This is a genomic window from Streptomyces sp. NPDC055815, assembly GCF_053616475.1.
The window spans coordinates 70,573-91,134 of record NZ_JBSHDU010000009.1 but is presented as its reverse complement, the minus strand read 5'-3'; the positions used below and the strand labels follow the sequence as shown (position 1 = coordinate 91,134).

Below are 20,562 nucleotides of genomic sequence, written 5' to 3'. Positions count from 1 at the left end.
GGGAGATCGACAAAGGAGCAGGAGGGCGTACGACTGTGACCTTCTTCTCTTCGTGAAGATGAGTTAGGTTAGGCTTCCCTAAGTCTCCATGTCCTGAGTCCTGTCCTCCGTCGTCCTTCTCCCCGGGAGTACGTGCATGCGTCCCTTCAACGCCCACGCCGCGCGGCCCACGCCCGCCGAACGCGTCCGCTCCATCCTGACCGCCGCCCACTCGATGACCGTCGTCACCGACGGAGTCCACCAGGAGGTCCACCTCCTCGACGGCACCGGGCCGATGGGACACCTCCACCTCCACGACCCCTCCGAGGACTGCCCCGCCGGACGCGCCGCCCGCATCCCCGTCCGCCTCGAACTCACCGACATCGCCCCCACCCCCGTCCGCCGGCGCCTCCGCGCCCGCGTCACCCTGACGGGACTGCTCTCCGCCCCGTACACCTCGGAGGCCACCACCAGCACCTGCGTGGAGTTCGGCCAGGCACTCCTCGAGGACGACGAGGGACGCACCTACGTCACCCTCGACGAGATCCGGGCGACCGACCCCGACCCGATGGCGACGGCCGAGGCGACCATGCTCACCCACCTCGTCGACCGCCACGCCGAACTCGTCCCGCTGCTCCTCCGCCTCGTCCGGCCGCGCCCCGCACGGGAACTGGTCCGCGCCCTGCCCGTCGCCCTGGACCGGTACGGCGTCACCCTGCGCCTCGAACACCGCACCGGCCACGACCGGGACGCCCGGCTGCCGTTCCCCACCCCCCTCACCGGCATGGACCAGGCCGGCCCCCGCATCCACGCGCTCCTCGCCGCCGCACGCCGCGCCTCCCACACGGACCACCTGCTCACCTGAGCCCGCCGCCGAGGCGCCCCACCGCCGAGATGCCGGAGCGCCCCGGCAGGCGCACCATGGACGGCGTAGGCCCGCGCGCAGCGGGTGCCGGAACCGCTCGGGGACTTCCCTATCCGGACACGGCCACGCCATGAACGCAGGAAGCCCGGCCAACGGCCGGCCAGCAGCCGGCAAAGGCGTCCTCTACCGCACAGGTCACTGGTGCGCCCGCCACTTCATCATCGTCATCGCCCTCTGGCTGGCGGCCGTCGCGGGACTCCAGGTCCTCGACCGGGCCGTCGGCGGCGAGTACGAGGACAACTTCTCCCTCCCGGGAGTGCAGTCGGCCGAAGGACTCGACGTCCTCAAGGCGCACGATCCCGCCGCCGGCGGATACAGCGCGCAGGTCGTCCTGAACGACCCCTCCAAACCCCTCACGCAGGAGGCGTCCGCGGTCAACTCCGCCGTCGCCGCCCTCGCGAAGCTCCCGGACGTCATCGGCGCGCAGAACCCGCTCCCGCCGCCCGGGACCACACCGCCCCCGCTCCCGGCCGGGACGCCCAACGTGGGGCCGCTCTCCACGGACGGCAAGACCGCCTACATCACCGTCCGCTTCAGCGTGGCCCCCTCGACGCTGGGCAGCGACTACCTGAACGGCGTCGACGCCGCCGTACAGCCCCTCCGTGACGCCGGCGTCGACGTCGAGTACGGCGGTTCGCTCGGCGAACTCGCCCGCCCGACGGCCGACGACCGCAGCAGTGAGGCCATCGGATTCGCCGTCGCGATCGTCGTCCTCCTCATCGGCTTCGGCAGCGTGATCGGCGCCGTCATGCCGCTGGTCACCGCACTGCTCGGAGCGGTCTGCGGGCTGGCGCTGCTCGGCCTGATGGCGGCCGCCTTCACCTTCGGGACCGTCTCGCCCACCCTGGCCACCATGATCGGCCTTGGCGTGGGCATCGACTACGCGCTGTTCCTCATCACCCGCCACCGCCAGAACCTCATGAACGGCCACGATCCCGCCGACGCGGCCGCCCTCGCGACCACCACCAGCGGCCGCGCCGTCCTCGTCTCGGGCTGCACCGTCATCATCGCCCTGTCGGGCCTGTGGGTCTCCGGCGTCACCTTCATCGGCAAACTCGGCCTCGCGGCCGCCTTCACGGTCGTCACCGCCGTCATCGCCGCACTCACCCTCGTCCCCGCCATGCTCGGACTCGTCGGCAGACGCATCGACCGCTACCACGTCCGCAAACCCGTCGCCGAGACCGACGCCGAACCCGGCGCGCCCGCGCACGGCACCTGGCACCGGTACGCGCAACGGGTCGAGAAGCGCCCCTGGTGGTTCCTGACCGGCGGCGTCCTCGTCCTCCTCGTCCTGGCGTTCCCCCTGCTGTTCATCCAGCTCGGCCACATCGGCGACGGCGCCGACCCCGAATCGTTCACCGACCGGCGGGCCTACGACCTCATCTCCACCGCCTTCGGCCCCGGCGCGAACGGGCCGCTCACGGTGGTCGTCGACCAGTCGGCCGTGCCGGCCGCCGACCGGGCCGACCTCGGCACCAAACTCAAGGACGCCCTGACGGGTGTCCCCGACGCCGCCTACATCACCCCGCTCCAGACCACCTCCGACGGAGACGTCCTCGTCGGCACCGCCTACTCCGTGGCCTCCCCCCAGGACGGCAGGACGACCGAACTGACCAACCACCTGGTCGACGACGTCCTTCCGCAGGCGGTGGCCGGCACCGACGCCCAGACCTACGTCACCGGGAACACGGCCGCCCAGGTCGACTTCCTGGACATCGTCTCCAGCCGACTGCCGCTGATCATCGCCGTCGTGGTGGGCCTCGCCTTCCTCGTCATCCTCATCGTCTTCCGCGGAGTACTGGTCGCGGTGAAGGCGGCCGTCCTCAACGTGCTCTCCATCGCCGCCTCGTACGGCGTCGTCGTGGCCGTCTTCCAGTGGGGCTGGGGCGGACCCGCCCTCGGAGTCAACGGCAAGGTGCCCATCGAGAGCTACGTCCCGATGATGATGTTCGCCATCGTCTTCGGCCTCAGCATGGACTACGAGATCTTCCTGCTCTCCCGCGTCCGCGAGGCCTGGCTCCGCACCGGGGACTCGAAGGCCAGCGTCGCCCACGCCCTGGAGATCACCGCCCGCGTCATCACCTGCGCCGCACTCATCATGGTCAGCGTCTTCGCGGCCTTCATCGTCTCCGACAACATCGTCGTCAAGATGCTCGGCCTCGGCCTCGCCGCCAGCGTCCTCATCGACGCCACCGTCGTCCGCCTGCTGCTCGTACCCGCCGTGATGACCCTCCTCGGCAAGCACGCCTGGTGGACCCCGCGTTGGCTCGACCGGATCCTGCCGCACCTCGACACCGAGGGCGAGGAGGCGCTCCAGGCCGAGGAAGCGACCCAGAGCGCCGGAAGGACGTAGGGGGCGTCCTGTCGATCAGGCCGGGCTCACGGCGTCCCCTCCCGGGTCAGCCGCGCGCCAGCTCGCCGAGCAGCTTCCAGGTCCGGCGGCGGTCGTCCTCGCCGCCCAGGTCCGTCGACGTGAACACCACCTCCGTCGCCCCCGCCTCGCGATAGCGCCGCACCCCGTCGGCGACGGCCTCCTCGTCCCCGATCAGGGCCAGTTCGGCCGCCCGCTCGGCTCCCGAGAGCTCGATCACCCGCTGGTACGAGGGGATCCGCTCGTACAGCGCGTGCGCCTCCGCCGCCCTCTCCCGCATGCCCTCCGCGTCCGCCGTCACCACGCCCGGCACGAGCGCCACGATCCGCGGCGCCGGCCGGCCCGCCGCCTCGGCCGCGGCCGTCACCGCCGGGACGATGTGCTCGGCCAGCGCCCGCGGACCCGCGAGGAACGGCAGGATGCCGTCGGCGAGTTCACCGCTGACCCGCAGCGCCTGCGGGCCCATCGCGGCCACGAGCACCGGCACCGGCGGCCGCGCCCCCGGAACGGCCGCCGGGTACGGGGTCGTCGCCGTCAGGAGCTCCCCGTGGAAGTCGGCCTCACCCGTCTCCAGGAGCGGCCGCAGCGCGCTGAGGAACTCCCGCAGCAGCCCGATCGGCCGCTCGTACGGGAGGCCGAACGCGGTCTCCGTCAGGTGCCGGGTGCCGAGGGCGAGCCCGAGGTGGTAGCGGCCGCCGGTGGCGGCCTGGGCGGTCTGCGCCTGGCTGGAGACGAGCAGCGGATGGCGGCCGAAGACCGGGATCGCCGAGGTCCCCACCTGGAGCCCGGGCACCTCGCGCCCCACGATCGCGGCGAGCGAGGGCGAGTCGTACGCGAAGGTCTGGCCGAACCACGCCGAGTGCAGGCCCGCGTCGTACGCCTCTCTCGCGAGCCGCACCGTGTCGTCGATCGGAAGCTGCCGGGAGGTCGAACTGAGCGTCACTCCAAGAGTCATGCATCCGGCAACGGGACGCGCCGCGACCGGCATTCCCGATTCCGTGTGAACACCGTGTGGCAGGGATGATGGGGCACATGAAGACGCTCGCCGAAGTGGACGCACTGGCCGACCGCGCGCACGCCGGACAGGTCGACAAGATCGGCGTCCCCTACGTCGCCCACGTCCGCGCGGTCGCCGCCGGCCTGGAACCGTTCGGCCCGCACCTGGCCATGGCCGGTCTCCTGCACGACGTCATCGAGGACACCGGGTGGACGGCCGGACGGCTGCGCGCCACCGGGATCCCCGACGCGGTCGTCGCCCTCGTCGAAGCCGTCACCAACCACCCGGACACGCCCTACGAGGAGAAGCTCCGCCGCATCACCGAGGACCCCGGGGCCACCCTCGTGAAGATCGCCGACAACGCGCACAACAGCCGCGCGGACCGGGCCGCCGCCCTGCCCGCGGCCCAGCGGGAACGGCTCGCCGCCAAGTACCGGGCGGCCAGGGCGGTCCTGTGGCCGGCGGCCGATCCCGCCGACATCGCGACGATCCTCCGCGTGGTCAACCCCGAGCTGCTCACCGAACTCACCGGACCGGCCGGCCGGGCCTGACGGGCACGCGAACGGGGGACGGGCCCGAAGCCCGTCCCCCGGCCGGACGCGTCTCAGGCCTGACGGCCCGCGACCATCCCGGCCGGACGCCTCTCAGGCCTGACGGCCCGCGACCTTCCCGGCCGGACCGGTCTCAGGCCCGGCGGCCCGCGACCTTCCCGGCCGGACCGGCCTCAGGCCCGGCGGCCCGCGACCCAGCCCGTGAGTTCCGTCGGGCGGTTGGTGATGATGCCGTCCACGCCCAGCTCGTCGAGGACCTTCCAGCGGGCCGCGCTGTCGACCGTCCACACGTTCACGGCGACGCCCGCCGCGTGCAGCTCGTCGAGGGCCGCCGGACGCGCGGAGAGACCCCTGTCCGACACGTTGTACGCGGCCAGGTGCAGGTCCTGGGCGACGGCGACCGGATCGGCGTCCAGGCTGTCGCGCAGCAGACCCAGCGGCAGCTCGGGCGCCAGCTCGTGGACCTGCCGCAGGGCCGGGACCTCGAAGCTCTGGACGAAGACCCGGGACGTCATGTTCTGCTCCCGGACCTCCCGCACGATCCGTTCCACCTCGGCCTCGGTCTGCCGGCCCTTGATCTCCAGGAGCAGATTGCCGCCGCGCGTCCGGAGGTCCGTCAACTGGGCGGCCAGCGTCGGGACGCGCGCCCCGGCGAAGGCGGGGGCGAACCAGGAACCGGCGTCGAGGGCGTTCACCTGGTCGGAGGTCAACGAGCGGAGCGTGCCCGTGCCGTCCGTCGTCCGGTCCACGGTCGCGTCGTGAAGGACGTACTGCACGCCGTCCTTGCAGGGCTGGACGTCGTTCTCGATCCACTTGGTCCCGCCCCGCCGGGCCACCTCGTCGGCGACCAGCGTGTTCTCCGGCGCCGCGGACGAAGCACCCCGGTGGGCGAAGACGGTCAGGGGAGTCCCTGCCGCCCGGATCCACCGGCTCGCCGCGGCCGTGCCCGAAGGCGCGTGCCGCTGGCTCGCCGCGGGCGTGGCCGAAGCCGCGTGCCGCGCAGGGCGCGGGGCCGACTCGGCGGCCAGGGCGGGCGGGGCGGAGAGGACCAGGGCCGAGGCGACCAGCACTGCCGGGCCGTAACCGGAGCGCCTGAGGAGCGGGAGGTGGTTCATGGACGCAGAGCTTAGGGACGGACGGTGGCCGGGCCGGGGCCCCACACCGGACGGGATGTGACGAGTCGACAAAGCCTGGGCGCCGACCGGTGACACCACACGACACGACATGCGGGCCAAGCCCCTTCGTCGAATCGTCCGGTCTGCGGCACCCTGGGACAGATGCCCGCAGCCGCGCCATCGGGGGACCGCGGCCGGGCGTACCGAGTCAGGGGGACTCATGGACACCGGAACGGGACCGAGAACCGGCGGCGTCGCCGAGACGGCCACGCCCGCCCGGCAGGAACGCGGACGGGGAGTGCTCGAAGGAGCGTTCGCCCTGCTCGACGCCCTGCGCAGGAACGGCGACGAGGCCGGAGTGACCGAACTCGCTCTCGCCTGCGGGGTGCCCAAGGGCAGCGTCCACCGGCTCCTCGACCAGCTGGTCGGCCTCGGCGCCGTCGAACGCAAGGGCAACCGCTACCGCGTCGGCCCGCAGCTCTACCGCCTCGGCCAGGCCTGGGAACCGCACCCCGGACTGCGCACCGCCGCCCGCCTGCCGCTCCAGCGCCTGAGGGCCGTCACCGGCGCCAGCGTCGTCCTCGCCGTACTGCGCGAGGACATGGCCATCACCGTGAGCTCGGTACCGGGCGACCTGGAGCCGCTCCTCCCCGTACGCGACGGGATCGCCTTCCACCTCGACACCGCCGCCGGGAAGGCACTGCGCGGACCGCTCCGCGGCGGGGCCGTGTTCGACCGCGAGGACGTGATCGAAGGGGTGTGCTGCGCCTCTCTGCCGGTCCGCGCCCCGGACGGCCGTACGGTCGCCGCGCTCGCCGGCATGGTCCCGGCCGGCCGCGGACTCGACGCGCTCGCCCAGGCCGTCGCCGAGGCGGGGGCCGCGGTCACCCGCGCGCTCGCCCGCGGCGGACGGCGAAGGCCGGTGCCGACGGCCGCGCTCGTCCTGTAGTCCCGTGAAATTCCGGGCCTGTTCCGCCCAGCGGAACGCGCGTAGAGCCGGGGCGGGCCCGCCGGGCACAGTGGGTGTCGTGCCGGGGGGGAAACGGCACACCGGGGCCGCCGGGAAAGGCGGACCGGACACCATGTCACACCCGTGACCCGAAGTGTGGGGGGACCACATGCGCAAGAACCGAGTCGTCCGAACGGCCGCCACCGCCCTGCTCGCGCTCGGCAGCCTCGGCGCCTTCGCCGGCACCGCGCACGCCGAGCCGATCGACTACGTGAAGATCGAGCTGTTCGAGCTGCACTGCCAGCAGAACAGCGAGGGCGACCACGACGAGGCCTACCTCAAGATCACCGACGCCAACGGCAACGCCGTCAAGGTATGGCCCGGCAACGGCATCAAGTACCAGACCATGGGCACCGGTTACGTCCGCTCCATGGAGGACGGCAACGGCAACGCCGCGCTCATCCTCGGCAAGGAGCAGGCCCGCACCCTGACCCTCTGGGACTACGACTCCACCAGCGGCGACGACAAGCTCGGCGCCACGCTCGTCACCGGCAGCGAGGTCGGCGCCGAGACCCAGTGGCGCACCGTCGAGGGCTCCGGCGGCGTCTACGTCATCGGCTACCGCGTCGTCGACATCTGATCGGGGACCGACACCTGAGGATGGGCCGTGCCGGCGACCGGCACGGCCCTTCCCCACGTCCGGCGTCAGTCCCCGTCGGGCGCGTGCAGCTCGCCCGAGCGCGCCACCCGCGCGTACCAGCGGGCGCTGGACTTCGGGGTGCGCTCCAGGGTGTCGTAGTCCACCCGCACCGCGCCGAAACGCTTCGCGTAGCCGTACGCCCACTCGAAGTTGTCGAGCAGTGACCAGAGGAAGTAGCCGCGCACGTCCACCCCGTCCGACAGCGCCCGGTGCACCGCCTCCAGATGCGCGTGCACATACGCGGCGCGCTCCGGGTCGTGCACCGAGCCGTCCGGGCCGACGACGTCCTCGTACGCCGCCCCGTTCTCGCTGATCACCAGCGGCAGACCGGGGTACGCGGCGGAGACCCGGGTCAGCAGGTCGTACAGCGCGCTCGGGTCGACCGCCCAGCCCATCGCCGTCGGCTCGCCCGGCGCCCGGTGGAAGGCGACCGCGTCCGCGCCGGGCCACGGCGAGTGCGCGCTGTTGCCGTGCCCGTCGTCCTGCGGCTTCTCCGCGCCCTCCGGCACGTGCGAGACGACCGTCGGCGTGTAGTAGTTGATCGCGAGCAGGTCCAGCGGCTGGTTCGCCGCCGCGGTGTCGCCGTCCCGGACGAAGGACCAGTCCGTCAGGTGCGCCGTGTCGGCGAGCAGGTCCTCCGGGTAGGCGCCCTCCAGCATCGGACCCAGCCAGACCCGGTTGCCGACGGCGTCTATGCGGCGGGCCGCGTCCAGGTCCTCAGTCGAAGGGGTCAGCGGCCGGATCTCGTGCAGGTTCAGCGAGACCGCGAGCTGCCGGTCCGCCGGCAGCGCGGCGCGCAGCGCCTGCACCGCCAGACCGTGCCCGAGGTTGAGGTGGTGGGCGGCGCGCAGCGCGGCCACCGGATCGGTGCGGCCCGGGGCGTGCACCCCGGAGCCGTACCCCAGGAAGGCGCTGCACCAGGGCTCGTTGAGCGTCGTCCACCGCTTCACCCGGTCGCCGACGGCGTCCGCGACGATCCCCGCGTACTCGGCGAACCGCTCGGCGGTCGACCGCTCCGGCCAGCCGCCCGCGTCCTCCAACTCCTGGGGCAGGTCCCAGTGGTAGAGGGTCAGGGCGGGCTCGATCCCGGCGGCGAGCAGCTCGTCGACGAGCCGCCGGTAGAAGTCCAGGCCCTGCTGGACGGCGGGGCCCCGGCCGGTGGGCTGGACGCGGGACCAGGAGACGGAGAACCGGTAGGCGTTCAGGCCGAGTTCGGCCATGATGCCGACGTCCTCGCGGAACCGGTGGTAGTGGTCCACGGCCACGTCGCCGGTGTGGCCCTCGAAGACCTTGCCGGGCGTGTGCGAGAAGGTGTCCCAGATGGAGGGGGTACGGCCGTCCTCCGCCGCCGCCCCCTCGATCTGGTACGCGGCGGTGGCGGCGCCCCACAGGAAGTCGGCGGGGAACGAACGGACGGCGGTGAGCGGCCGGGAATCGGGCGCGGTCATAGGAGAGGTCTCCCAACACGGGTACGGGGTGACGGAGAGGGGTGGCCGGTCAGCTCTTCACGGCGCCGGCGGTGATGCCGCCGACGATGTGCTTGCCGAGGAAGGCGAAGACGAGCAGCAGCGGCACGGTGGAGATCAGGGCGCCGGTCAGCACCACGGCGTGGTCCACGGTGTGGTTGCCCGCGCCGAGGCCGGCGAGCGCCACCTGCAGGGTGGGGTTGCCGTCCGGGGTGAGCGCGATGAACGGCCAGAAGAAGTCGTTCCAGGCCTGGACGAAGACCAGCATGCCCAGCACCGCCATGGCCGGCCTGGCCACCGGGAAGACGACGTGCCAGATGATCCGCAGGCTGTGCGCCCCGTCCATCCGGGCCGCCTCCACCAGCTCCACCGGCAGGGCCTCCACCAGGAACTGGCGCATGAAGAACACACCGAAGGCGGCGACGAGCGAGGGCAGCACGACCGACTGGAGCTGGTCGAACCAGCCGAGGTCCGTGATGATCTGGTAGAGCGGGATCACGCTGAGCTGCGGCGGGATCGTCATCGTGGCGACCACCAGCGAGAGCAGCATGCCCCGGCCCCGGAACGGCAGTTTGGCGAAGGCGAAGCCGGCGAGCGTGGAGAACAGCACGGTGGACAGCGCCACCAGGCTCGCCACGACCGTCGTGTTGATCAGGGCCTCGCCCATGTCGACCTGGTTCCAGGCGAAGCTCAGGTTGTCCAGGAGCCGCTTGCCGGGCAGCAGCGGCGCCGGGGCCTCCACGACCCGCTCGCCGGTGTGGGAGGCGGCGACCACGTTCCAGTACAGCGGGAAGAGCGAGACGACCGCGGCGAGGACCAGCAGGACGTACGTCAGCGGACCCGCGTGGTGCTGCCGGCCGGCCGACTGACGGAACCTGCGGCCGGGCGCGGCCGCGGGCGCGGGCGCCGGGCGGGGTGATGCGAGTGTGCGGGCCATGAGGTCATCCCCCCAGCTTCTTGCGGTTGTGGCGGGAGACGAGCGCCTGGACGCCGCCGATCAGGAGGAGCAGCAGGAGCATGACCCAGGCGATCGCGGAGGCCTGTCCGAGCGCGCCGGTCACCCAGCCCTTCTCGTACATCAGCAGGCTCAGCGTCTGGAACTGGTTGCCGCTGCCGCCGCTGATCCCGACGCTGCCGCCGTAGAGCATCGGCTCACCGAACAGCTGGGTGGCGCCGATGGTGGAGACGATGATCGTGAAGAGGATCGTCGGCCGGATCGACGGGATGGTGACGCTGATGAACTGCCGCCAGCGTGACGCCCCGTCGAGCGAGGCCGCCTCGTAGAGGTCCTGCGGCACGGCCTGCATCGCGGCCAGGTAGATCAGCGCGTTGTAGCCGGTCCAGCGCCAGGTGACGATCACCGAGATCGCGATCTGCGCGGGCCACTTGGACGACTCCCAGTTCACCGGGTCGAAGCCGATCCAGCCCAGCAGGCTGTTGATCATGCCGTAGTCGGTGTTGAACAGCTGGGCGAAGACCAGGGTCGCCGCCGCGATCGAGGTGGCGTACGGGGCGAGGATCGCGACCCGGAAGAAGCCGCGGCCACGGAGCCTGTAGTTGAGCAGGTGCGCCAGGCCCAGGGCCATGAGCAGCTGCGGGACGGTCGAGATCACCCCGATGGTGAAGGTGTTGAACAGTGCGTTCCAGAAGAACTCGCTGGTGGCGAGATCGGTGTAGTTCTCCAGGCCCTTCCACGTCGGGTCTCCGCCGAGCTCGACCCGGTTCAGCGAGAGCCAGCCCGTGTAGAGCAGCGGGAAGAGGCCGAAGGCCGCGAAGGTGAGGAAGAAGGGGGCGATGAAGACGTACGGGATCGCCTTGATGTCCCAGCGGTAGAGCCTGCTGCGCAGGCCGCCGGGGGAGGGGCGGCGGCGCGGGGAGCCGGGGGAGGAGGGCGGTGCTGCGGGCGGCGGGGAGCCGGTCCGCCCCGCCCGGACGGAGGTGGCCACGGGGGCGTCCTTCCAGGTCGATGCGTGCGGTGGTGCGGACGGTGCCGGTCCGCCGCCCGCGGGCGGCGGCGGACCGGCAGGCGCCCCCGCTACTGGTCGATCTTGTCGTCGACCAGCTTCTTGACGTTCTCCCAGGCCTTGGCCGGGTCGGTGCCGCGCTGCTCGATGTCGAGGATGCCGTTGTCGGTGAGGAAGGTCTTCACCTGGCCGTCGTAGCGGCTGATGGTGGCCGGGGTGATGCCGACCGCCGCACTGGAGAAGATCTTGCCGACCGGGGTGTCGCCGAAGTAGGGCAGCTTCGCCTCCTGGACCGCCGAGGAGAGGAGCGTGTCCTTGGAGGAGGGGATGTTGCCGTTCACCGCGAACACCTTGGCGTGCTGCGCGGGCGCGGTCAGCCAGGCGGCCAGCTCGGCGGCCTCCTTGGTGTGCTTGCCGGACTTCGGCACGGCGAGGAAGGAGCCGCCCCAGTTGCCGGCGACGGGCGGTGCGGCGATGTCCCACTTGCCCTGGTTGGCGGGGCCGGCCTGGTCCTTGATGATGCCGGTCATCCAGCTCGGGCAGGCGACGGTGGCGAACTTCGAGTTCTTGAAGGCCGCGTTCCAGGTGCCCTTCTCGTCGAACTGGCGGAGTTTGGCGGTCAGTCCGCCCTGGGCCGCCTTGACGGCGGTGTCCCAGGCGTTCTTCACGCCGGGGCTCTTCTCCCAGTCGAGCTCGCCGCTCGCGTTGGCGTACTGCACCGGGTCGCTGGAGACGACCGCGTTGAAGAGGCCGCTCGCGGAGTCGTGGAAGGCCGTGCCGGCGGGCGCGGCCGCCTTGTACTTCTCGCCGGTCTCGATGAACTTGGACCAGTCGCCGGCCCACAGCTTGGAGACCTCGTCGCGGGCGGTGGGCAGCTTGGCCTTGGCGAAGAGGTCCTTGTTGTAGCAGATCGCCATCGGGCCGATGTCGGTGCCGAGGCCGATGACCTTGCCGTCGCCGGTCGTCGCCTGCTTGACCTTCCAGTCGAGGAAGGCGCCGAGGTTCGCGCCGCCCTCCTTGCCGAGGTCGACCCACTTGTTCGCCATGGCCGTGCCGGTCGCCTCGGCGATGTAGCCCACCTCGACGGCCTGGATGTCGGCGACGCCGCTGTTCTGGGCGAGGCGCAGCTTCAGCGTGTCCCAGTACTTCTGGCCGTCGGAGACGTTCGACTCCTCGATCTTGATGTTCGGGTGGAGCCGCTCGTACTCGGCGTAGAGCTTCGCGCCGGTCTTGTTGTCGTAGCCGAAGGAACCGAAGGTCCCGATCCGCAGCGTGATCTTCCCGGAGCCCTGGCCGCTCGCGCCGCCCTTGCCGCCGTCGTCGTCGCTGCCGCAACCGGTGAGCAGGGTCGTGCCGGTCACGACGACGGCGACCGCCGCGATCGCCGCACGGCGTCCGCGTCTGCTGCTGGAAGTGCGCATTCCACTCTCCTCGTCCAAGGTGGTGCTCTGTGTGCGCCAAGAGGCCCGGCCGGCTGATCGCGGCTCGGCGGCGCCTGCCGGACCCGAAGCAAGGCTGTGTCGCTGCCCGTCGGTCCCGCTGGACCGGTGGGTCCGACGGTCTGATGGGAGCGCTCCCACGTCGTTGCCGGAAGGTTGCTGCCTGGCGGGTGCGAGTGTCAAGACATGAACGCGGATTCGTTACCGGAAGGTTTTCCGGGGGTTTCGTGGCGCCCCGCGGCCGGTCCAGCCGTCATCTCCTGAACGCGGGCGCGTGGCGCGGCGGGGTGCTGGTGGACTACTGTGGGAGCGCTCCCACCTCATTGGGGGTGTCGATGAGCAGCGCGTGGTCCTCCGAGGGGAGTTCGGGATTCGTGAGCGGACGGCAGAGCGGCAGACCCACCCTGGAGCAGGTCGCGGCCAGGGCCGGGGTCGGCCGGGGCACGGTCTCCCGGGTGATCAACGGTTCCCCGCGGGTGAGCGAGCAGACCAGAACGGCCGTTTCCCGAGCCGTCGCCGAACTCGGCTACGTCCCCAACCAGGCCGCCCGCGCCCTGGCCGGCAGCCGCACCGACGCGGTCGCCCTCGTCATCCCCGAGGCCGAGGCGCGGCTCTTCGCCGAGCCGTACTTCCTCGACCTCATCCGCGGGGTCAGTGCCGAACTGGCCGAGGCCGACAAGCAGTTGCTGCTCACCCTGGTCCGCAGTGAGCAGGAGCGGCAGCGCTTCGAGCAGTACCTCGCCGCCCAGCGCGTCGACGGGGTGCTGCTCGCCTCGGTCCACGGCGACGACCCGCTGCCCGAGCGCATCGGGGAGCTGGGCCTCCCGGTCGTGATGAACGGCCGCCGCACGGAGGCCGAGCCCGTGCCGTACGTGGACTCCGACAACATCGGCGCCGGGCGCACGGCCGTCGCCCACCTGGTCGGGCGCGGCCGGAGCCGTATCGCGACCGTCACCGGGCCCCTCGACATGTACGTGGCCCGGGCCCGGCTCGGCGGCTACCGGGCCGGTCTCACGGAGGCCGGCCTCACCCCCGACGAGACGCTCGTCGCCGACGGCGACTTCACCGAGGAGGGCGGCCGGCGGGCCATGCGGGAGCTCCTCGACCGGAGCCCGCACCTGGACGCCGTCTTCGCCGCCTCCGACGTCATGGCGGCCGGCGCGCGCGGGGCGCTGCGGGAGGCGGGCCGCCGGGTGCCCGAGGACGTCGCGCTCGTCGGGGTCGACGACTCGCCGGTGGCGCGGCTCATGGACCCGCCGCTGACGAGCGTGCGGCAGCCCATCGAGGAGATGGGCCGCACGATGGCGCGGATGCTGATCCGGGAGACCCACGTGAGCGGCGGGGCCCGCGAGGAGGCGCGCCGGCACGTGCTGCCGACGGAGCTGATCGTGCGGGAGTCGAGCTGAGCGCGCGCACGGACGACCCCGGGGGATCCGGATCCCCCGGGGTCGTCCGTGCGGCGGGGTTACAGCGCCGGGTAGGCGTTCTTCAGGAGCTCCTGGAACTGGGCCGAGAACCACTTGCCCGCGAGCGGGGCGTTCGGCAGCGAGCCCGACATGCTGTTCCCGTTACGGACGTTGCCCGTGTACGTCGGGTCGCACATCTGGTCGAAGCCCTTGCCCTCGTCGTTCGGGATCTCCTGGGAGGCGCCGTCGGACTCGCCCGGGGGCTTCATCCAGACGTACGCGTCGATGCCCGCGGCCGGGGCCGCCTGGGGCCGTTCGCCGAGGCCCGCGCCGGACTGGTTGCACCAGTTGCCGGGGTTGATGCGCCGGTCGTAGCGGCCGCCGTTGACGTAGGTGTCGACGCTGGTCGTGGCGCCGGGGCCGGTGGGCCGGGCGGTGCCGCCCCAGCCGTTGCGGGAGGTGTCGATCAGCATGCCGAGGTTGGCGTCGAAGCCGAGCGAGACCAGCTTGGTGCGCATGGCCTGGGCGTACGACAGCTCGTCGGTGTACCGGTTCCAGTCCACCCACTTGGACTGCCGTACGGAGACGCCGTTCACCGTGTCGGCGATGGTGAAGTGGTCCTCCTTCAGGGCGCTGTAGTTGGCGGTGTTGACGATGAAGCCGTGGACGTGGGAGAGGGTGGAGCCCTCGGCCGTGGCCGCCTGCTTGAAGAGCTCGGCGGAGGGGCCGAAGTTGTCGTCCCAGCCCAGCCAGCCGTGGTGTCCGGCGTCGAGGTAGTTGTAGACGTTGGCGATCGCGCCGAACTTCTTGAGCGCGTAGCCGACGCCGGTGATGTAGTTGCCGTTCGCCTTCATGACGTCGCAGTTGGCGGTGGCGGTGGGGCGCCCGGAGACGTTGGTGACCAGGTTGGGCAGCGAGTCGAGCTCGACGGTGGTGACGATCCGCAGGCCGGCGTACTTGGAGTCGGCGAGGATGGCGGCGATCGGGTCGATGTACTCGGTCTTGTAGCGGCCGATCTCCGTCGGGCCGAGCTCGCCGTTGGAGGCGAGCGCGGCGCAGTCGCGGCCGGGCAGGTCGTAGATGACCAGCTGGACGACGAGCTCGCCGGAGCCCTTCTGCTTGAGGGCCTCGTCGAGGTGGGCGCGCAGGCCCATGGAGGTGCTCGAACCGTTGATCGCGGCGATCCGGTCCAGCCAGATGCCGGTGGGCTGGTTGGAGACCTTGGTGCCGCCGGGCTCGGCCGCCGCGTGCGCGGACCACTCGGGGTTCACGTACACCTTGGCGCCGGCGTACGGGTTGTCGGCCTTCGTGCCGGCCGGCGGGGTGGTGGGCGGTGTGGTCGGCGGGGTCGTCGGGGGCGTGGTGGGCGGGGTGGTCGGCGGGTCGGTGGGCTGGGTGGCGGTGTTGCAGGTGACGCCGTTCAGCTTGAAGGCGGCCGGTACGGCGTTGGTGCCGCTGTAGGAGCCGTTGAAGCCGAAGGAGGTCGAACCGCCGGTCGCGAGGGCGCCGTTGTAGGACATGCTCCTGGCGGTGACGGCGGCCCCGGACTGGGTGATGGTGGCGTTCCAGCCCTGGGTGACCTGCTGGTTGCCGGCGTAGGTCCACTCAAGCGTCCACGAGGACGTCGGGTCGCCGGTGTTCGTGACGACGACGTTGGCGCCGAAGCCGGTGTTCCACTGGTTGGTGATGCTGTAGTCGACCTTGCAGCCCGGGGTGGCTGCGCCGGCGGTGGTGCCGAAGACCGTGGCGGTGGCTCCGGTCGCGGTGACGAGGCCGAGGGCCGCCAGGAGGGCGGTGCGGCTGGTGCGGCTCATGGGGTGGGGGTTCCTCTCAGGAGGTGAGGGCGCGCAGGTGGTCGCGCAGCCCGATGCCGAAAGCGGTGGGAGTTCCGTCGTACGAAGTGATCAGCGCGGGCCCGGAGTTGCAGTTCCAGGTGTTCCAGGTCCAGCCCAGGTACGAGAGGCCGCGGTCGTCGAACCACTTCATGACGCGGTCGACGAACGCGTGTCCGCAGGTGTTCTCGCCGATCTCGCCCGCGAGGAGCGGCACGTGGGCGGCCACGCGGGCGAGGGTGGTGTTCCAGCACGTCTCGTCGGAGCAGGTGTTGAAGTTGTAGACGTGCCAGGCGGCGGCCAGCCGGCCCGCCGGGTCGGTGGGGCGGTACGTGAGCCACTGGCTCAGGTCGTTGGAGTACGCGAGGCCCGGGACGAGGACGAGGTTCTGCGCCCCCGTGGCGCGGACGGCGTCCACCAGGTCCTGCATGCCGGCGACCTCGTAGCCGATGCCGGGACAGCTGCCGCCGTCGCGCCAGCAGGTCCAGGCCTGTGCCGCGGTGGAGGTCGCCCGGTCCGGATAGGGCTCGTTGAACAGGTCGAAGACCACGCGCCTGTCGTTCTTGAAGGTGTTCGCGACCGAGGTCCAGAACGCCGGGGTGTACTGGGCGTCCGGCATCGGCTTCTGGCAGGTGGCGTGCACGTCGGAGCAGCCGGACGAGTTCCCGGTGTACTGGCCGTGGGTCCAGTGCAGTTCGACCACGGGGGTCATGCCGTGGGCGAGCACCTTGGCCACGAGGTCCTTGACGGCGGCGATGTAGTGCGCGCCCCGGTACTCGGGCTTGATGTGGTCGAGGCCGAGCCAGCACTCCTCGTTGAGGGGGATGCGGACGGTGTTGGCCTTCCAGTCGGCGATGGCCTGGACGGAGGCGTCGTCGACCGGTCCGTCGAAGAAGCCGTGGCCCTGGACGCACATGAACTCGCCGCCGGAGCGGTTGACGCCGAGGAGGCGGCGGGTGGCGCCGTTCTGGTCGATGAACCTGTTGCCGGAGACACTGAGTTCGGGCGCACCGGAGACAGGGGTCGGGGGTGTCGACGGGGGAGTCGTCGGGGGTGTGGTCGGTGGGGTCGTCGGGGGAGTGGTGGGGGGCGTGGTCGGTGGGGTCGTCGGGGGAGTGGTGGGGGGCGTGGTCGGTGGGGTCGTCGGCGTGGTCGGCGTGGGGCTCGGTGCCGGCCCGTCCGTGGTGCAGGGCGTGCCGTTGAGCGTGAACGCGGTGGGCGCCGTGTTGGCTCCCGTCCAGGACGCGATGAAGCCGCCCGAGACCTTCGCGCCCGTGCCGAGCGCGCCGTTCCAGCTCTCGTTGACGACCGTGACGGACGCCCCGGACTGGGACCACGTTCCGCCCCAGCCCTGACTGACCACCTGGCCGGCCGGGAAGCCGAAGCCGAGGCTCCAACTCGCCAGCGGGTCACCGCCGTTGGTGATGGTCACGGCGCCCTGGAAGCCGCCGGCCCACTGGCCGACGACCGAGTACTCCACCGTGCAGGCGGGTGCGGCCGATGCTCCGGCGGCCGTACCCACGACGGCGAGGGCTGTGCTCGCCATCGTGAGCGCCGCTCCTGCGAGCAGCGCGGAAAGACGTGGGGGATGTCGCATGAGCGAGTCCTCACAGCGAGGGCACAGCCCTGACGGTGTGCCGACTGGATGGAATCGCTCCCACTGGGTCGGGGCAGACCGTAGCGTCAACTGACGCCAAGGAAAAGAGGAGTTGTGTAAATTCCCCGGCTTTTGGCTTCGACTTCCTCACGCACCTTGACGGGGTTGGGCCCCCACTGCACAGTGGGAGCGCTCCCACTGGTTCACGGCTTGACCGTCGCACGTCCAGCTCTTCGCAACCCCCACCCTCCCGAGCCGCGAGGAGAACCACCCATGGCACGACTTCGACCGAGAACGGGACCACGCCGACAGCTGACCGCCCTTGCCGCGGCGCTCTGCCTTCCCCTCGGCCTCACCGCCGTCGGCACCAGCACGGCCCAGGCCGCCGCCGTCCAGTGCAGCGTCGACTACAAGACCAACGACTGGGGTTCGGGCTTCACCGCCGAACTCACGCTCACCAACCGGGCCGCCGAGCCCCTGAACGGCTGGACGCTGACGTACTCCTACGCCGGCGACCAGAAGCTCACCAACGGCTGGAGCGGCGTCTGGTCCCAGTCCGGCAAGAACGTCACGGTGACCAACGCCTCCTGGAACGGCACCCTCGCCGCGGGAGCGGCCGTCAGCACCGGCGCCCAGTTCACCTACAGCGGGACCAACGCGGCCCCCACCGGCTTCGCCGTCAACGGCACCACCTGTGCCGGCGCCCATCAGCCCCCGGTCGCGGTCCTGACCAGCCCGGCGCCGGGGGCCGTCTACAGCGAGGGCGACGCGGTGCCGCTCGCCGCCACCGCCGCGGCGGCCGACAGCGCCACCGTGAGCAAGGTGGAGTTCTACAGCGACACCACCCTGCTCGGCACCGACACCACCGCGCCCTTCACCCACAGCGCGGCCGGTCTCGCCGCCGGCGCCCACTCCCTCTACGCCAAGGCCTACGACAGCCTCGGCGCCTCCGCCGAGTCGGCGCCCGTCGGCATCACGGTCGCCGCCGGACCCGCGCTCGTCGCCTCCCCGAGCCAGTTCGGCGTACGGCAGGGCTCCACCGGCACCTTCGACCTGAAGCTCTCCACCGCGCCCACCGCCAACGTCACGGTGAGCGTCGCCCGTACCTCCGGCAACACCAACCTCACCGCGACCCCGGCCACCCTCAGCTTCACCCCGGCGAACTGGAACACCGCCCAGAAGGTGACCGTCGCCGCCGCGGCCACCGGCACCGGCTCCGCCGTCTTCACCGCGACCGCTCCCGGCCACGCCAAGGCCGAGGTCACCGCCACCCAGCTGGCCGCCGACTCCACGTACGACGCGCGCTTCCTCGACCTCCACGGGAAGATCACCAACCCGGCCAACGGCTACTTCTCGCCCGAGGGCATCCCGTACCACTCCGTCGAGACCCTGATCGTCGAGGCCCCCGACCACGGGCACGAGACGACCTCGGAGGCGTACAGCTACCTCATCTGGCTCCAGGCCATGTACGGGAAGATCACCGGCGACTGGACCAAGTTCAACGGCGCCTGGGACACCATGGAGAAATTCATGATCCCCACGCACGCCGACCAGCCCACCACCTCCTCCTACAACGCCTCGAAGCCGGCCACGTACGCCCCCGAGTGGGACCTCCCCTCCCAGTACCCGGCGAGGCTCGACTCCGGCGTCACCTCCGGCTCCGACCCGATCGCCGCCGAGCTCAAGAGCGCGTACGGCACCGACGACATCTACGGCATGCACTGGATCCAGGACGTCGACAACGTCTACGGCTACGGCAACGAGCCCGGGAAGTGCTCCGCGGGACCGACGTCGACCGGCCCCTCGTACATCAACACCTTCCAGCGCGGCCCGCAGGAGTCCGTCTGGGAGACCGTCACCCACCCCACCTGCGACAACTTCACCTACGGCGGCAGGAACGGCTATCTGGACCTCTTCACCGGGGACTCCTCCTACGCCAAGCAGTGGAAGTTCACCGACGCCCCCGACGCCGACGCCCGCGCCGTCCAGGCCGCCTACTGGGCCGACCTCTGGGCCAAGGAGCAGGGCAAGGGCTCCCAGGTCGCCACGACCGTCGGCAAGGCCGCCAAGATGGGCGACTACCTGCGGTACGCCATGTTCGACAAGTACTTCAAGAAGGTCGGGAACTGCGTCGGACCGACCGCCTGCCCGGCCGGCACCGGCAAGGACAGCGCCCACTACCTGCTGTCCTGGTACTACGCCTGGGGCGGCGCCACCGACACCTCCGCCGGCTGGTCCTGGCGCATCGGCTCCAGCCACAACCACAGCGGCTACCAGAACCCCCTCGCCGCCTACGCCCTGAGCTCGTACGCCCCGCTCAAGCCCAAGTCGGCGACGGGCGCGGCGGACTGGGCGACCAGCCTCGGCCGGCAGCTGGAGTTCTACCGCTGGCTCCAGTCGGACGAGGGCGCCATCGCGGGCGGCGCCACCAACAGCTGGCAGGGCCGCTACGCCACCCCGCCGGCCGGCACCCCGACCTTCCACGGCATGTACTACGACGAGAAGCCCGTCTACCACGACCCGGCGTCGAACCAATGGTTCGGCTTCCAGGCCTGGTCGATGGAGCGGGTCGCCGAGTACTACCAGCAGACCGGTGACGCCAAGGCGAAGACCGTCCTCGACAAGTGGGTCTCCTGGGCGCTGTCGAAGACCACGATCAACCCCGACGGCACCTACCGCGTCCCCTCCACCCTCCAGTGGTCCGGCGCGCCCGACACCTGGAACGCGGCGAGCCCCGGCGCCAACGCCGGACTCCACGTCACCGTCGCCGACTACACCGACGACGTCGGTGTCGCCGCCGCCTACGCCAAGACGCTCACCTACTACGCGGCCAAGTCCGGCCACGCCGAGGCCAAGCGCGTCGCCAAGGCCCTCCTCGACGGCATGTGGGACCACCACCAGGACCCGCTGGGCATCGCCGTCCCGGAGACCCGCGCCGACTACAACCGCTTCGACGACCCGGTCTACGTGCCGAGCGCCTGGACCGGCACCATGCCGAACGGCGACGCGGTGAACTCCTCGTCGACCTTCGCCTCGATCCGTTCCTTCTACAAGAACGACCCGGCCTGGCCGAAGGTCGAGGCCTACCTGGCGGGCGGCGCCGCCCCCGTCTTCACCTACCACCGGTTCTGGGCCCAGGCGGACATCGCCCTGGCCATGGGCGCGTACGCGGAGCTCCTCGAATAGCAGCCCGCCCCGCGAGAGCGGGCTCCGCGTACGACGAGGCCGGGCGGCCCCCTTCTCGGGGGTCCGCCCGGCCTGCGGCTGTCGG

Annotated in this window: 15 protein-coding genes; 7 read left to right on the top strand and 8 right to left on the bottom strand. The window is 71.6% G+C overall.

Annotated elements, in window-relative coordinates:
• Positions 1–136 precede the first annotated feature (136 nt).
• Entirely contained in the window at positions 137–844 is a 708-nt protein-coding gene (locus ACWGN5_RS09185) for a DUF2470 domain-containing protein (protein ID WP_453512742.1), read from the top strand.
• A 130-nt stretch (positions 845–974) separates the two neighbouring features.
• Positions 975–3,257, top strand: coding sequence for an MMPL family transporter (locus ACWGN5_RS09180; RefSeq protein ID WP_453512739.1), 2,283 nt, complete (start codon positions 975–977; stop codon positions 3,255–3,257).
• Between the two features lie 46 nt (positions 3,258–3,303).
• On the opposite strand, the gene ACWGN5_RS09175 is transcribed toward ACWGN5_RS09180, so the two are convergent.
• Positions 3,304–4,230: an LLM class F420-dependent oxidoreductase gene (locus ACWGN5_RS09175; RefSeq protein WP_453512737.1), complete on the bottom strand. Its 927-nt coding sequence runs from the start codon at positions 4,228–4,230 to the stop codon at positions 3,304–3,306.
• A 77-nt stretch (positions 4,231–4,307) separates the two neighbouring features.
• Here ACWGN5_RS09175 and ACWGN5_RS09170 point away from each other — a divergent pair, with 77 nt between their 5' ends.
• Positions 4,308–4,823, top strand: a complete 516-nt coding sequence (locus ACWGN5_RS09170; protein WP_453512734.1) for an HD domain-containing protein — start codon at positions 4,308–4,310, stop codon at positions 4,821–4,823.
• 173 nt (positions 4,824–4,996) lie between these two features.
• On the opposite strand, the gene ACWGN5_RS09165 is transcribed toward ACWGN5_RS09170, so the two are convergent.
• Positions 4,997–5,938: a glycerophosphodiester phosphodiesterase gene (locus ACWGN5_RS09165; RefSeq protein WP_453512731.1), complete on the bottom strand. Its 942-nt coding sequence runs from the start codon at positions 5,936–5,938 to the stop codon at positions 4,997–4,999.
• 220 nt (positions 5,939–6,158) lie between these two features.
• Between ACWGN5_RS09165 and ACWGN5_RS09160 the strand changes: the two genes are divergently transcribed.
• On the top strand, positions 6,159–6,887 hold the full coding sequence (locus ACWGN5_RS09160; RefSeq protein ID WP_453512729.1) for an IclR family transcriptional regulator: 729 nt from the start codon (positions 6,159–6,161) through the stop codon (positions 6,885–6,887).
• Between the two features lie 169 nt (positions 6,888–7,056).
• On the top strand, positions 7,057–7,527 hold the full coding sequence (locus tag ACWGN5_RS09155; protein WP_453512727.1) for a hypothetical protein: 471 nt from the start codon (positions 7,057–7,059) through the stop codon (positions 7,525–7,527).
• A gap of 65 nt (positions 7,528–7,592) precedes the next feature.
• Here the strand turns inward: ACWGN5_RS09155 and ACWGN5_RS09150 are convergent, their stop codons facing one another.
• The 4 genes from ACWGN5_RS09150 to ACWGN5_RS09135 all read right to left on the bottom strand — a co-directional run bounded on the left by ACWGN5_RS09150 (position 7,593) and on the right by ACWGN5_RS09135 (position 12,438).
• On the bottom strand, positions 7,593–9,035 hold the full coding sequence (locus ACWGN5_RS09150) for a GH1 family beta-glucosidase (protein ID WP_453512724.1): 1,443 nt from the start codon (positions 9,033–9,035) through the stop codon (positions 7,593–7,595).
• 49 nt (positions 9,036–9,084) lie between these two features.
• Positions 9,085–9,990 carry a carbohydrate ABC transporter permease gene (locus tag ACWGN5_RS09145; RefSeq protein ID WP_453512721.1) on the bottom strand — a complete coding sequence of 302 codons (906 nt, stop codon included), beginning with the start codon at positions 9,988–9,990 and terminating at the stop codon, positions 9,085–9,087.
• Positions 9,991–9,994: 4 nt separating this feature from the next.
• Positions 9,995–10,999 carry a carbohydrate ABC transporter permease gene (locus ACWGN5_RS09140; RefSeq protein ID WP_453512718.1) on the bottom strand — a complete coding sequence of 335 codons (1,005 nt, stop codon included), beginning with the start codon at positions 10,997–10,999 and terminating at the stop codon, positions 9,995–9,997.
• 89 nt (positions 11,000–11,088) lie between these two features.
• A complete protein-coding gene (locus ACWGN5_RS09135; protein ID WP_453512716.1) occupies positions 11,089–12,438 on the bottom strand; it encodes an ABC transporter substrate-binding protein in 1,350 nt (449 codons plus the stop codon).
• A gap of 392 nt (positions 12,439–12,830) precedes the next feature.
• Between ACWGN5_RS09135 and ACWGN5_RS09130 the strand changes: the two genes are divergently transcribed.
• A complete protein-coding gene (locus tag ACWGN5_RS09130) occupies positions 12,831–13,862 on the top strand; it encodes a LacI family DNA-binding transcriptional regulator (protein WP_453512713.1) in 1,032 nt (343 codons plus the stop codon).
• Between the two features lie 59 nt (positions 13,863–13,921).
• On the opposite strand, the gene ACWGN5_RS09125 is transcribed toward ACWGN5_RS09130, so the two are convergent.
• A complete protein-coding gene (locus ACWGN5_RS09125) occupies positions 13,922–15,676 on the bottom strand; it encodes a glycoside hydrolase family 6 protein (RefSeq protein WP_453512710.1) in 1,755 nt (584 codons plus the stop codon).
• 16 nt (positions 15,677–15,692) lie between these two features.
• On the bottom strand, positions 15,693–17,240 hold the full coding sequence (locus ACWGN5_RS09120; RefSeq protein ID WP_453512708.1) for a cellulase family glycosylhydrolase: 1,548 nt from the start codon (positions 17,238–17,240) through the stop codon (positions 15,693–15,695).
• A gap of 324 nt (positions 17,241–17,564) precedes the next feature.
• Here ACWGN5_RS09120 and ACWGN5_RS09115 point away from each other — a divergent pair, with 324 nt between their 5' ends.
• Positions 17,565–20,477, top strand: a complete 2,913-nt coding sequence (locus ACWGN5_RS09115) for a glycoside hydrolase family 48 protein (protein WP_453512706.1) — start codon at positions 17,565–17,567, stop codon at positions 20,475–20,477.
• The last annotated feature ends 85 nt before the right edge of the window (positions 20,478–20,562 follow it).